The organism is Thioalkalivibrio sp. HK1 (assembly GCA_000583135.1).
Taxonomy (GTDB): Bacteria; Pseudomonadota; Gammaproteobacteria; order HK1; family HK1; genus HK1.
Genome location: JFBG01000023.1, coordinates 91,520 through 107,017, shown reverse-complemented (window position 1 = coordinate 107,017; position 15,498 = coordinate 91,520). Strand labels below are relative to the sequence as shown.

Sequence of the window (15,498 nt, the reverse complement as noted above, 5' to 3'; positions counted from 1 at the left end):
TTGACGTCGCCATTGCTCGGCTGGGCCAGCGTGACCGTGACCGATCCCGTCGGTCTCGCAGACAACCGCACATCGAAAGTGGCGGTACCGCCCTCGTCGAGCGCCACGGCAGCCGGGGGAAGGGTCAAAAGGCCGGCATCGTCGTCCGTCAAGGCAATGCTCACCGTGCCTCTGGCACTGTCGTAGCCACCTCCCGAGGCGGAGACGGAGATGGTCTCGCTTTCGTCGGTGGTGTCGCCGTCTTCGGCCGCGCTCAATGTGACCCTTTGGGCTGCGTTCCAGTTGGAAGTCGTGAAGGTCAGCGTTGTCTGCTCGCCGTCGGCGACGGTATCGGTGTCCAGACCGATGTCGGGGTTGGTCGGTTGGGTCAGCGTGACCGTCACATCCCCGCTCGGCCGCTCGGTCAGTTTCACATCGAAGGTGGCCGTAGAACCCTCGGTGAGCGCAACGGACTGGGTCGGGAGGACCAAGGCCGCTCCCCCGTCGTTGTCGGTCAAGGCGATGCCGACCGTGCCGGTGGCATCGCCGTAGCCGCCGCCCGAGGCGGAAACGGAGATGCTCGCGCTTTCGTTGGCGGTATCGGGGTCTTCGGCGGCGCTGACCGTCACTCGTTGGGCGCTATTCCAGTTGGAGGTCGTGAAGAGCAGGGTTGTCTGATTGCCCGAGGCGCCGCTATCAGTATCCAACTTGATGTCGGTGTTATCCGGTTGGCGCAAGGTGAGCGTTACGGTTGCGCTTGGCCGCGCGGTCAGTTTCACATCGAAGGTGGCGGTACCGCCCTCGACGATGACCACGGCAGCCGAGGGGAGGTTCAAAGAGCCCGCATCGTCGTCCGTCAAGGCGATGCTCACCGTGCCTCTCGCACTGTCGTAGCCGCCGCCCGAGGCGGAGACGGAGATGGTCTCGCTTTCGTCGGTGGTGTCGAAGTCTTCGGCTGCGCTCAACTCGACCCTTTGGACCATGTTCCAGTTGGAAGTCGTGAAGGTCAGGGTTGTCTGGTCGCCGCCGGCGACGGTATCGGTGTCCAGACTGATGTCGGGGCTGGTCGGTTGGGTCAGCGTGACCGTCACATCCCCGCTCGGCCGCTCGGTCAGTTTCACATCGAAGGTGGTCGTAGAACCCTCGGTGAGTGCAACGGGTTGGGTTGGGAGGACCAAGGCGGCTCCCCCGTCGTTGTCGGTCAAGGCGATGCCGACCGTACCGGTGGCGTCGTCATAGCCACCGCCCGAGGCGGAAACGGAGATGGTCGCGCTTTCGTTGGCGGTATCTGCGTCTTCGGCTGCGTTCACCGTGACCGTCTGGGCCGTATTCCAGTTCGATGTGGTGAAGGTCAGGGTTGTCTGATTACCGGAGGCGACGGAATCGGTATCCAGCGTGATGTCGGTGTTATCCGGTTGGGGCAGGGTGAGCGTTACGGTTGCGCTTGGCGGCGCGGTCAGTTTCACATCGAAGGTGGCGGTACCGCCCTCGACGATGACCACGGCAGCCGAGGGGAGAGTCAAATGGCCCGCATCGTCGTCCGTCAAGTCGATGCCGACCGTGCCTCTTGCATCGCCATAGCCGCCGCCCGATGCCGAAACCGAGATGCTCGTGGTCTCGTCGGCGGTGTCGAAGTCCTCGGCCGCGCTCAATGTGACGCTTCGGGCCACGTTCCAGTTGGAAGCGGTGAAGATCAGCGTTGTTTGGTTGCCGGTTTCGTTGGCGTCGGTGTCCAACTTGACATCGTTGTCGGTCGGTTGGGTCAGCGTGACCGTTACGTTCGCGCTCGGTTGCGCCGACAGGCGCACATCGAAGGTGGTGGTTTGGCCCTCGGTGAGCGCAACGTTATTCGACGGGAGGGTCAAAGAGCCCGCATCGTCGTCCGTTATCTCGATGCTCACCGTGCCGACCGCATCGTGATAGCCACCGCCGGTGGCCGACAGAGAAATGCTCGTGCTTTCGTTGGTGGTATCACCGTCCTCGGCAGCGCTCACCGTGACCGTCTGTGCCGTATTCCAGTTGGTGCTCGTGAAGATGAGCGAGATCTTGTTCAAAGACGCATCGGTATTGGTCGGTTGGGTCAGCGTGACCGTTACGTTCGCGGTCGGCTCCGCCGAGAGCCGCACATCGAACGTTGCGGTGCTTCCCTCGGTTACCGTGACGGCAGCGGAGGGGAGGGTCAGGACCCCCGCATCGTCGTCCGTCACGCGCACGTTCACCGTGCCGGTGGCACTGTCATAACCGCCGCCCGAAGCCGAAACGGGGATGCTCGCATTCTCGTTCGAAGTATCGAAGTCCCCGGCCGCGCTCACCGTGACCGTCTGTGCCGTATTCCAGTTGGAAGGCGTGAAGATCAGCGTTGTCTGGTTACCGTCTTCGTTGGCGTCGGTGTCCAACTCGACGTCGGTGTTGGTCGGTTGGGTCAGCGTGACCGTCACATTCGCGCTCGGCCGCGCCGTCAATGTCACGTCGAAGGTGGCGGTACCTTGCTCGGTGAGTGCCACGGCATTCGACGGAAGATTCAGACCGATCTCGTCGTCATCCGTGACATCGATGTCCACGTCCACCGAAATGTCGTTGTAGTCGGCGCCCGATGCGTTCAGCTTGAAGGTGGCGCTTTCGTTCGATGCATCATCGTCGTGGGCTGCCCTCACCGTTACCGTTTGCGCAGTGCCCCAGTCGGAGGTCGTGAATGTCAGCGATGCGTTGTCCACCGTCACATCGGCGTTGGCCGGATCGCTTTGCGCCAGCGCCACCGTCACCGTCCCGCTTGGTTGTGTGGCCAACGCCACCGTGAAGGTATTGGTGCTGCCTTCGTTGACGTCGATGTCGGTGGAAGAGAGCGTCAAGCCCGGGTTGTCGTTATCCGTTACCCTCACGGCCAGATCTTTCGAGACATTGCCGTAATCCGCTCCCGAAGCGCTCAGCTTGACGGTTGTGCTGTCGGCTTCCGTATCGTCATCCTCGGCCGCGCTCACCGTCACCGTCTGTTCCACATTCCAGTTCGATGAAGTGAAGGTAAGGGAGACCGCGCTTATGCTGATATCGTCGTTGGTCGTGTCTGCCGGTTGAGCCAAGTTCACCGTCACGTCATCGCTCGGCTTGGTATCGAGTTTCACCGTGAACGAGTTGGAACTGCCTTCGGTCACGCCGATGTCGTCAAGGGAGAGTGTCAGCCCCGGCATATCGTCGTCGTCAACCCTCACGGCAACGTTCCCCGACACATTCTCGTAGTCCGCTCCCGATGCGTTCAACTCGAAGTTCGTGCTTTCATCCGATGCATCGTCGTCTTGGGCCGCGCTCACCGTCACGGTCTGGGGTTGGTCCCAGTTCAAGGCCGTGAAGGACAACGAAGCGGGGCTTGCGCTGATGTCGTCATTGGCGGTGCCGGTTTGGGATACGCTCACCGTCACGGCACCGGTCGGCTTGCTCGTCAACTCCACCGTGAATGACTTGCTGCGACCTTCGGCCACGGACAGGCCCGTCGCGGGGTCGATTTCCAAACCGACGCTCTCGTCGTCGTCGATATCGATCGTCGCGGTGGCTTGTTTTCCCACGAACTCTTGGGCTCCGGATGCGAGCAGGTTCAGACTCACGCGCTCATCGGTGGCATCGAAGTCCTGAACGCCGTTGACGGTCACGGTTTGATCGGTGTTCCAGTTGGAATTCGTGAACGTCAGTTTTGCGGGGGAAAATGTCATCGCCCCGATATCGCTGCTGGAAAGGGCGGCATCGACGTTCCCCGAGGGTCTTCCTTTGAGTTTCACCATGAAGGTGTCGTTGCCGCCTTCGCCGATGGACAGCGTGCTCTTCGATAGGACGAATCTCGCATCGTCATCGAAAACGCTGATGGTTTCGGTGGCCTTCACATCGACGGGGCCGCCGGAGGCCTCGTCGAAACGCCCGTCCTTGGCCACGAACGTGACTTTGACCGCCTCGTTCAAGGCGTCTATGTCATCCACCCCCGTGAGCGTGAGCGTCTGATCTTGATTCCAGTTATCTCTGGTGAATTCCAAGGTGGCAGGGGAGATCGTCAACAGCGATGTATCGGCAGATTCGACGGATACGAAAGTCTTTCCCGGTATGCCGCCGAGCGTGGTCATCGCCGGCGGTGCGCTGAGTTTCACCTTGATGGTGGCGGTGCTTGTCTCAACGGGATTGCCCGGATGATCGGTGGGGGCGTTGCGAGCGATCCGCAAAGACGGAATCGTCCGGTCTTCGATATAGACATAGACGATCGGTTTTGCTGCGCGGTACTGGCTCTCGCCATCTTGTTGCTCTTCGACATCGAACCTCACCTGGGCGATGTTGTTATCGATATCCGCATCTTCCTTGGCCCGAAACTTGAAATTTTGAAAGAGGTGATGATTATCGTTCTGACGGTAATAAATACGCTTCTTGGTTCCCACGATATCCAGCCTGCTTTTATCCTCGTTCGGGATGGAGGCTTCGATCTCGATCCAATCCCCGAAAGGATTGTTTTTGCCCACCATCGACAAGGCCGCAGTGCCGACGCTGCCCGGGGAGAGATTGGCCGAGGTTGACAATAGCGTCACCCCACCGGCGGCTTGTCTCCAATCGATGATATCGATGTCGACGATACCGGTGCCTTGGTAGACGCCTTGATCGCTTCCTTGGGCGTCATCGTCTTTGATCCGGCGAACCAATGATATCTGACCCACGTGGTCGCCTTGCTGCTGTTGTTGGCCGGCAATAGAATGGTTCAGCGACCGCGCTATCGTAAATGTCTTGGTTTGATTCCATTGTTCCGGGGTCCACTCAAGGACCTTGGGGGTGACTTTAATCCATGCCGGGTTGTCGCTGATCGCTTCCACCGTCGTCTTGGTGCCGGCTTTCGGCTGCGACGCCAACTTCACCGTGAATTCGTATCTTCCTTGATGTGCAGAAGTCTTGCTACGATTGAAGACAATCTCACTAGATGCGGCCAGATTATCTGTGCGTATCGCTTCCCTGAACTGTTCTGCGATCTCCTGAGTGTGGAAAGCAGCGATGAAACTATTACCATCGTAAAGGACATATCCGAGCCACTGTTTCGATATCACCAATCCGCCGGCATCGGCATCCATGACCGAAACCATCACCTTGCCGGTGGCGGCGTCGAACCCTCCGCCGGATGCGCTCAAGTTGACTTGGGTGCTCTCATCATCGGAATTCGAATCCCTGATGGAGAAGAGCGTTACCGTTTGATCCTCGTTCCAGTTCGAGGTGGTGAAGGTCAGTGTGGATGTCTTGTTGGCGTTGGAGTTTTGCACCCCGTTCGTTATGATGCTGGTATTGACTTCCAACAGAGCACTTTGCGCAGGTTCGACCGTCACCGTCACATCGCCGGTCGGCTGGGAGCTGAGCCTCATCGAGAAGGAGAACATGCCTCCTTCCGTGAGATTCAGGTCGTCTTCGGAGATGACGAAGGACTTTTGCTGTGCCCATGCGGAATCGGCAAGCATGAGTCCTAGGGCGATCGCAAAGAGAATGGTCGGGATTTTTTTCATCGCCGATCGACACCGATGTTCGATCGTTGCCACAAGCCGCTCGGTCATTCGCAGAATTCCTTGCTGTCTATCCGATGGATGCTCGCCGACATAATCGGGTTCCCGTTGGAATTCGGATCGCTGGATGGTCAAGTGAAAAAAACGCATAAAAAACGAAAGACCGGACTTCCTTTGAAATCCGAATCGCTGGATGAATCCCGGGTAGGTCTTTGCCCGACGGATTCAGCTATTGCAGGATGCTCTTTACTATAGCATAGAATGAAGGTTATGTGAAGGATGGGACGAGGGGCAATATCGAGTTCGAAAGGCAAGGCGACGAGGGGCTTGAAACGTGCCCTGAAGGGCCGAAGGCTCGGATCTCGAGACCGAAGGGAAATCCGTTGGCGCAGCGGATGACCGAGCGTGTCGGCAAGGGTTTCTAGTTTCCGGCGATGCCGCTCGCGCTGTTATTGACGAGGGCTCTTCCACCACCGGTGCGGGTCAGGACTTGCACGCTGAGCGGGCGATCGGAGATCACTTCGCAGGAAAGACCCATCCCATCCCAATCATGCCCGATCATGGAAGACAGATCGTTCGTTTGTAGATGCCTCGTATACTTTCGCCCGATGAATCCCAGCGATCCGCTATGTAGGGTTCCATCATCTTCGTAGCAGTTGAAAATCACGTCCTCGCAATCTGCGTCGGCCTCGCAACGGATACGAATATTGCTCAGGTTCGAATCCCCCGGCGAGGGGATCGATTCGATATCGACCCGGTGATGGATTTTGCCTCGGATGCCTTCGATTTCGACGCTGCGAAGTATTTCGCTGTTGTTGACCAGCACGCCGTCGCCGGAGCGGGTCCAAATCTGAGCGTTGATGATCTGCGAAGATCTGAGCGGGCAGGAGAGACGGCCCTTGCCGCTCCAATCGCCTCCGACGATACCTGCGAGATCTTGCGGGCTCACCGTTTCGGTATTCATTGCCGCTATGGCAGGGGTCAGACGGCCGCGATGGATGGTGCCGTCTTGGGCCGTGCAATCGAATAAAACATCGCAGGCGTCGAATCGCTCCTTGCAGCGGATCCGAAGGGATGCCGTATCGTGGGCGCTCGGAGGGGGAATTGCGGGAATCACGCTCTTGACCGGCCACGACAGCGAAGGATCGAATTCGAGCGCGACGATATCGAGCCGGGCCCCGATATTCGCATACTCCTTGGCCCCCGAGCCGTAGAGCGAGGTGCTCGATCGGTCGTCGATATCGTTGCTGTCTCGGGCGGCGCTCACCGTTACGACCTGCACTTCGTTCCAGTTCGTGCGCGTGAAGGACAGTCGGTTCTGGTAACCGTCTTTTCTCGGCTCGGTATCGATCCTCAAGGTGGGATTCAACGGTTGCGTCAGTGTCAGCACCACTCCGGCGCTGGGCTGCGTCGCCAGCCTCACCGTGAAGATGCCGCTTTCGCCCTCGGTCACCGTCATATCCTTCGAGGGGAATAAAACCACGCCGGGAGGGGTATCGTTATCCATCACCGACACCGCCAAGTTCTTGGTGATTCCGCCATAGTCTCCGCCCGATGCCGTCAGGGGGATGGTCGCTCGCTCGTCGAGGGCGTCGCTGTCTTGGGCGGCAAAGACGGTGACCGCTTGGGCCGAACTCCAATTCAGCGAGGTAAACATCAGTGCCTGTTGGTTGCCGGTGGCGTTGTCGTCGGTGTCGATGACCACGTCGGGGTTCGAGGGTCGCGCAAAAGTCACGATCACATCCGCGCTCGGGCGGGTCGCCAAATTCACCATGAGCCTGTTGCCCGCGCCCTCGTCCACGGTCAGATCTCCAGGGGATAGAACCAAGCCGGGGAGGGTGGTGCTGTTGTCGATCACCGATACCTTCGCCTCGGCGGCAACGCCTTTGTATGTGCCCCCCGATGCGGTCAAGACAAAACTCGCTTTGTCGTCATCGGCATCGTCGTCCTTGGTTGCAAAGACGGTGATCACTTGGAAGATATGCCAAGTCTTTTCCGTGAAGAACAGCTCCTCTTGGTTGCCCGGCATACTCGTATCGGTATCGATCGTCACGTCGGGATTCGCCGACGGCGCCACGCTCACCTTCACATTCACCTGCGGTCTGGTCAATAACTTCAGTTTCAATTTGGCGGCGGACCCCTCGAGCATGGACAGGATCGTCGGAGAGAGCACCAACGCCGGGGGGGTGTCGCTATCGATGATGCGCACCGCCACTTGCCCGGTGATTCCGTTGTAGTCCCCGCCCGAGGCTGTCAGGGAAATGCGTACATCCTCGCTCTCGGCGTCGTGATCCTCGGCGGTCGAGACAGTGATCGTTTGGCCTTGATTCCAGCTGTCGGCGGTGAAGGACAATCTGGCGGGGGAGATGCTCACATCGGTATTCGAAGGCTGGGCCAGGTCCACCACCACATTCGCGGTCGGCAAGGTTGCCGGCCTCACGATGAAGGTCGCTTGATCGCCTTCGAAGATCGTCAGGTTCAGCGGGGAGATCACCAGGCTCGGGGTGTCGTTGTCGGTCACCGATATATCCACCGCGCCCCTGATATTGTCATAACCCCCGCCCGAGAATCGAAGGACGATATTCGCGGTTTCGTTCACGGCGTCGTGATCTTCGGCGGCGCTGACGATCACCGTGCGCTCGGTATCCCAATTCGTCGATGTGAAGACGATGACCGAGGGAGAGACGCTCACATCTTGATTCGATGGTTGGGGGATCGATGCCGTCACATTCGTATTGGGCTGCGCCTCCAACTTGACGGTGAAGGACACGCTTTCACCCTCGGTCAATCTCAGTGCCGTCCGGGAAAGCAAGACCCCGGCGACATCGTCGTCGACCACCGATACCTCCACTCGACTGGAGATGTCGTCATAACCACCCCCCGATGCGGTCAAGATGACGCTCGCTCGCTCGTCGACGAGATCCTCGTCATCGTCGGCGAGGACGGATACGGTTTTTATTTCATTCCAGTTATCGGCGGTGAAAATCAATTCATCTTGATTGCCCGATATGTCCGGGTCGGCGTCGATGGTCAAATCGGCGCTCGACGGTCTGGACGTTATCTGCACCGTCACATCCGAACCCGGCGGTTTTGTCAGGCGGACCGTGAAAGTGCCCTCGGAGCCGCCTTCGATCAAGTCGAGTTTGGTCAGGGATAGGGAGATACGGGCGACGTCGTTGTCGGTGATCGAGACCGAAACCGTGGCGGTGACGCCATCGTAGCCTCCGCCCGAGGCCGTCAGCGTGATATCCACGCTGTCATCGGCGACATCTTGATCCTCGCCGGCGGCCAAGGTCACCGTTTGGGCCTGATCCCAATCCGTATTCGTGAAGGTCAAGGTGGCGGGGGAGAAGGTCAAATCGCTACCCGCCGGTTGTGTCAAGCTCACCGTCACATTCGAGTTCGGCCGGGTCTTCAACTTCACATCGAAGGTATTGCCGCCCCCCTCGATGAGGGCCGGTTCGGTCGGGGTGATATCCAGTCCCTCGGTATCGTCATCCCTCACCGTTACCACGATATTGGCGCTGACGCTATCGTAGCCTCCACCCGAGGCACTCAACGAAATTCCGGTCTCATCGTCGATGGCGTCATCGTCTTCGGCGGCTACAACCGAAACCGTTTGCGGTTCGTCCCAGTTCGAGGCGGTGAATGACAGGTTGGAAGGGGAGATGGTAAGACCGGTGCCCGACGATTGCGCCAGAGCAACGGCCACCGCACCCCCGGGCTTGGTTGCCAATCTCACTTTGAACGTGCTGCTGCCTCCTTCGTCCACCGTCAATTTCTCTACGCTATCGGTGCTTGTCAGATCGGAAAAGATCAGGCCGACGGTATCGTTGTCGAGCGCGTTGATCGTGAAGGTGCCGGTAACGCCGGTGTAATCCCCGCCCGAAGCCTCGAAGGCGATATTCGCGCTATCGTCGTCGGCATCGTCGTCTTCGGCGACGGTGAAGGACACGCTTTGTTCGATGTTCCAGTTCGAAGTCGTGAAAAAGAGATCGGTCTGGATGCCCGAGGTGGCGGGATCGATATCGGCGATCACGTCGGGATTCGACGGCTGCGTCAATCTCACCCTCACGGTGGCGCTCGGCTCGGTATCCAACTGCACCGTGAAGGAGCCGGTCGAACCCTCGTTCTGGTTCATCGATGTCGCCAATCCGTCGGCGTTGGAAAAAACCAAGGCGGGGGTATCTTTATCGATAATATCGATCGATAAATTGCCGGTGACACTACTATAGAATCCACCCGATGCCGTAAACGGCACGGCGATGCTTTCATCGACGGCATTGTCGTCGGGGCCGACGTTGATACGAACCTGCTGCCGGTCATTCCAATTCGAGGTGGTGAAAACCAGGCTGGTGGGGTTGAATGTCAAAGCGCTGTCTTGTGGCTGGTCCCATGTCACCGTCACATTTTCGGCGGTGAACTTCGACAACTCCACCGTGAACACCCCCTCGAGGCCGGCCTCTCTGAGCGACAATCTCGCCGGAGAGATGACCAAAGCGTGGGCTTCGTCGTCGATCACCGTGACCGATACGCGGCCTGTCAAACCCCCACCACTGAGCGTGATGGTCGCGCTGTCGTTCACCTGATCATCGTCTTCGATCGCTCTGACATTCACCGCCTGCGGGGTATCCCAGTTCGCGCTCGTCAAGGTCAAGGTGGCCGGTGAGCGCGTCACATCCGAGTTCGTCGGTTGTCCGATGGTCACCGTCACCGGACCATCGCTCGGCTGCGATCTCAAACCCACATAAAGATCATTTCCCCGGCCTTCGGCGATCACCAAGTTCGTCGGTTGGATGAACAACCCTTCGGTATCGCTATCGTTGATGTCGATGGTCACGCTATCGGTGATCCCATCATAGTCCGCACCGGTGACGCTCAGCGCCATCGTTGCATTGTCGTTCGCACTGTCACCGTCCTTGGCGGCGGCGATGATCACCGTCTGCGGGACATTCCAATTCGAAACCGTGAAATACAAAGCGGCGGGGGAGCGTGTCACGTCGGAATTCGTCGGCTCGCCCATGGTCACCGTCACCTCCCCGGAGGGCTTGGTGCTCAATACCACCGAGAGGTTATAAGTGCCGCCCTCGTTCATCACCAGATTCCGGGCGATGTTCAGACCCCGGGGGTTGCTATCGTCCACCGTCAACGTCACGCGACCGGTAACATTGTCATAGTATCCATTGCCCCCCGATGCGCTCAGCAATATCGTATGCTTTTCATCGATGGCGTTTTCATCTTCCTGCGCATACACCAGTAAAGTTTGTTCTTTATCCCAATTCGATGGCGTGAAAGTCAGTGTCGATGCGCTGCTGAAGCTCAAGCCGCTGTCATCCGGTAGCGTTGCGACCACCGTCACATTCGTCGATGTCAATACCGTCAACTTGACTCTGATGGTGATGGTGGTGTCCTCGTCCACATCGAGTTGCGTCGAGGGTAGGATGACCAGTCCGGGGATATCGTTGCTTTCCACATCGATCGACAGACTGTCGCCAACGCTGCCGTAATCCGCTCCGGAAGCCTTTATCGGCAGGGTCAAACTGTAATCGTCGAGATCCTCCTCTTCTTCGGCGAAGATGCTGACCACCTGTGCCACATCCCAGTTTCGATCCGTAAACGTCAATTCATTCTGATTGCCGTCGGTATCGGGATCGCTGTCGATGGTCACCAAGGCATTCGAAGGCGGACCCAAAGATAACTTCACATCCGCATTCGGTTGGTGATCCAATCTCCACGGCTGGGATTCCAGCTTCACCGTGAAATTTCTGCTACGACCCTCGGGTACCAGAGTGTTCGAGGAAAGGATCAGACCGACTTCGTCGTTATCCCGAAAGAGGAGGGTTCTCGAATAATCGAGAACGTTGTGCGGCTTGCCCCCCAGACTTATATTGTTATCGTCTACATATTGGGGGTTGGTGATCATGACATCCGTCTTTATCCGCAGTCTCAAATGCGCCCTTTGATCCCATGCATCGTCGTCCTCGGCAATGGAAAAAGCGACCTCTTGCGGGACGAGCCAGTTGACGGAGGTGAAGGTCGTCGATGTTTGGATGCCGGGGGTGGCGGTATCGTGATCGACCGTCACCAAGTGCGACTCGGGCTCGAAAGATGCGGTCACGGGACCATTCGTTTCCGGCTGAAATCTCAGCCAAAAATTCCATTTGACGGTGGTGCCCTCATCCATGGGTTGGGGGTGCAAGAACCGGGTGTCGATGTGGTGACCGAAAAAATCGTCATCCACTACATTCAACCGCATCTTCTTCGTCTTTCCTGCATAATCGCCGCCCGAGGCGGTGAAGACGATATAGGCGTCGTCATCGTCGGCGATATCATCGTCCTCGCCGGAGGTCAAAGTCACCGTTTGCACCGCATTCCAATTCGATGGCGTGAAATTAAGACTGGTGGGGGAAATGATGACGTCTTGTTCGATCCCGTACCAATTTTGATCGGGAGGAATATCCTCTTCGGTCAGCGCTATCGTCACGTTATCGGTCGGTCGGGATTTGAGTTTGACCGTCAAGGTGCCCGTCGAATATTGGCCCCCCGGGCCTTCCGATATTCGAAGGGTCGAACGGGAAAGTACCAAATCCGCGGGATCGTCGACCTCCAGAACCACCACCGATATCGTTTCGGCAAGGCTATCGTAGTCGCCGCCCGAGGCCGTGAGGGTGATCTTCGATACATCGTTCGTCAGGTCATCGTCGACGACGGAGGAGACGGTAACATCTTGTTTGACATTCCAGTTCGAAAGCGTGAAGGTCAATTCTTGAGGGGAAAAGGAGATATCAGGATTGCTCGTTCCGCTTTCCGCCACGGTGATCTTGACTTCCTCGCTCGGCAGGGTTGCCAATTTCACCGAGAATGTATCGCTCATACCCTCGGTCATCACCAAACTATCCGATGCGATCAAACCCGATAGATCCAAGCCGATGATATCGTTCTCGATGACCGATATATCGACGCTATCCGTGCCTTTATAATCATTCTGCTCTTTCAGTCTTATATCGATGGTTGCCGTATCCGCAATGCCATCGTCGTCCTCGGAGGCATGAACGATCACCTCTTGCGGGGTGTTCCAGTTTAGAATGCCGAAGACGATGCTGGTTTGGAGGCCGAACGTTCCCCGGTGGGCATCGATGGTCACATCGTTGTTGCTAGGCTGCGTGAATTCCACGGTTACCGCCACCCCCGGCTGGGGTTTGGCGGTCAGTCTCACCATGAAGGATGCGTTCCCGCCCTCGTTCACCGACAATTCTCTATCGATATCCTCGTTTTCCGAGTTCCAAACATGGATGCCCAAGCTATCCGCTTCGTCGATCGATACTCCTACGCTAGCGGTGATGGTGTCGTAGCCTCCGCCCGAGGCGGTCATGGATATCGTCGTCTTCGGATCGCTCATGTAGTCATCGTCTTCGGCGGCGCTGACGGTCACCGTTTGCGGGGTATTCCAATTCGATGGCGTGAAATACAGGTCGGTTTCGTTCGAGGGTGTCAAGGGGTTGATATCGACGGTCACCTCGGTATTCGACGGTTGGGTCAATCTGACTCTGACATTCGCGCTCGGCAGGGTCGCCAAGCGCACGGTAAAGGTTCTTTTGCCGCCTTCGTCGATCGTCAAATCGTTGGCGCTCAGCGTCAAAGCGGGGGTATCGTCATCGTCCACGTCGACCGGTAGGCTGTCGGTGACCGATACATAGTTTCCTCCCGAGGCGGTGAAGGCGATGCTTGCACTGATATCATCGACGTCGTCATCGTCGGCGGCGGTGACCGTCACCACTCGATCGACATTCCAATTCGAGAGGTTGAAGTCAAGACTCGTCGATGAGAGGGTGAGATCCGATATCGATGAACTCAAATTCACTGTTACGACATCGGTGGGTTCGATCGCCAGCTTGATCCTGAAGGTGGAATCGCCGCCCTCGTCGACTTCCAGTCTCCTCGGAGTGATCGCCAAAGAGGGACTGTCGTTATCGTTCACCAAGGTCGTGATACCGACGGCGGCTCGGTTGTAATAGGAATCAATCGAGTTATAGCCGAAGAGGATCGTTCGGTGGCGCTCGTTGCGGTCGTCATCGTCTTCGCCCGAGGATACCGTGAGCGTTTGCGGAACGTTCCAATTGTCGGGGGTGAAGGTCAAGTAGGCATAAGGGAAATGGGACGGATGAGGGGAATAGTTCAAATCATTTTCATCGCTCCACCATGAGGGAATAAAGTTCAAGACGGTGACGTTCGAAGACGGCCGCCTCACCAGACTCACGGTGAAAGAAGCGCCGGCGCCTCCTTCGTCGATGGTCACTTCCTTGGGCGTTACCATGATGAGGTCGTTATCGTAGACGATAACATCCACCGTTTCGGTGGTACCGGCATATTCGGCGCCGGCTCCGGATATCGTGATGGTCGCCGTCTCTTCTTTATCGCTGTCGCTGCCGTTTCTATCATCGTCCTCGGCTGCGCTCATGACCACCGATTGGTTCTCGCTCCAGTTGGAGGTCGTGAAGGTCAGGGTATTTTGATTGCCGCCGGTATCGGGGTCGGTATCCAAGATCACATCGCTGTTCGCCGAGGATAGGGTCAAGGTCACCGATGCCGATGGCCTCGCCGATAGTCTTATGTATAAATCGCTGCTTTGCCCTTCGAACATCCCTCTCGACGATCCGTCCTCGGTGGATATCGTGGCGATGATTTTATAGTCTTCGATCTCGACGCTCACGCTATCGGTGATGTTGGCATAACCGCCGCCGGTGGCGGTCAAGGAAACGGTTGCGCTATCGTCATCGGAATCCGAATCCCTTGCGCTCGAAACGGTGACCGTTTGCTCGCTATCCCAGTTCGAAGTCGTGAATGACAGCGGGGTGGGTGAGATGCTCACATCCGAGTTGACAGTTCCGCTTTGGGCCAGACTCACCGACACATTCCCGCTTGGCCGAGCGCCCAATTTGACCTTGAATGTATCGCTGCCGCCTTCGATCATCGACACCGTCTTCGGGCTTGTTTCCAAGTGAGGGTCGTTATCCCTGACCCTCACCCACAAAGGAGAGAGGGTATTCCGGTAGTATGTATCTTGAGTGTATCGATCGATGATGAACGAGCGGTGATGCTCGTCATCGGTATTGTCGTCCTCCGCCGCTTGCACCGTGATCGTCTGCTCGGTATTCCAATTCGAGGTCGTGAAAGAAAAGGAGGCATAGCCGGAGGAATCGCTGGGGCTGTAGGTCACCGAGGCGGGTTTGCCCCCGGGCGCACTGTATTGAAAGGGGTTGACGGCATGGCTCGGCTGCTGCACCAACTTCACGGTGAAAGTGGCGCTGCTACCCTCGTCGACGGTCAGCGTCATCGGTGACACCAAGACGAGATCGTTATCGTAGACGCTGATGGTCTCGGTATGAACGATACCGTTGTAGTCGGCTCCCGAGGCCGACATCGTGACGGTGACGCTCTCTCGCTTGTCGCTGGTGGTGCCGGCTCTATCGTCGTCCTCGGCCGCCGTCAGATTGACGGACCGATAGGTACTCCAAGTCGAGGGGGTGAAAGTCAGGGTATTTTGATTGCCGGCGGTATCGAGATCGGTATCGAGGGTCACATCGGTATTCGATGAGCTCACCCTCACGGTCACCACACCGGTAGGCTTGGTCGATAGCCGTATGTAAAGCGGGTCGCTTTGCCCTTCGAATATCCCGTACGCCCCGTCACTGACCGATTTCAGGGTTTCGATGCCATGCCCGCTATCGATGCCCGCCGTCGCTTCGATGGTTTCCCCCTCGAAAGCCCATGTCGGGGCCGCAAACAGCGCCAAGGCGGCATAAAGGACGGTCAAGACTTTTCTCATCGATGCAAATCCCCTCGTTGCCTCGGTTTCATGATCAATCGGATGTGACGGACCGATGCAGGGGAGGGCCAAGTGAGCGACCGATAGCTTCTTGGGCGGATTTTAACACGAGAGCGATAGCCGACATCCATGACATCCGTGATCTTACCGAATCCCTCGATCGCTTTTTCCGGATATTCATGGCGA

Annotated in this window: 2 protein-coding genes; both read right to left on the bottom strand. The window is 57.6% G+C overall.

Translation table 11 applies throughout. The features are described 5' to 3' along the window. The coding region (locus tag BF99_RS0108190; protein WP_156013221.1) for a beta strand repeat-containing protein at window positions 1–5,489 on the bottom strand (5,489 nt) is incomplete at its 3' end. 418 nt (window positions 5,490–5,907) lie between these two features. Next, a complete protein-coding gene (locus BF99_RS0108185) occupies window positions 5,908–15,312 on the bottom strand; it encodes a hypothetical protein (protein ID WP_156013220.1) in 9,405 nt (3,134 codons plus the stop codon). Window positions 15,313–15,498: the final 186 nt, after the last annotated feature.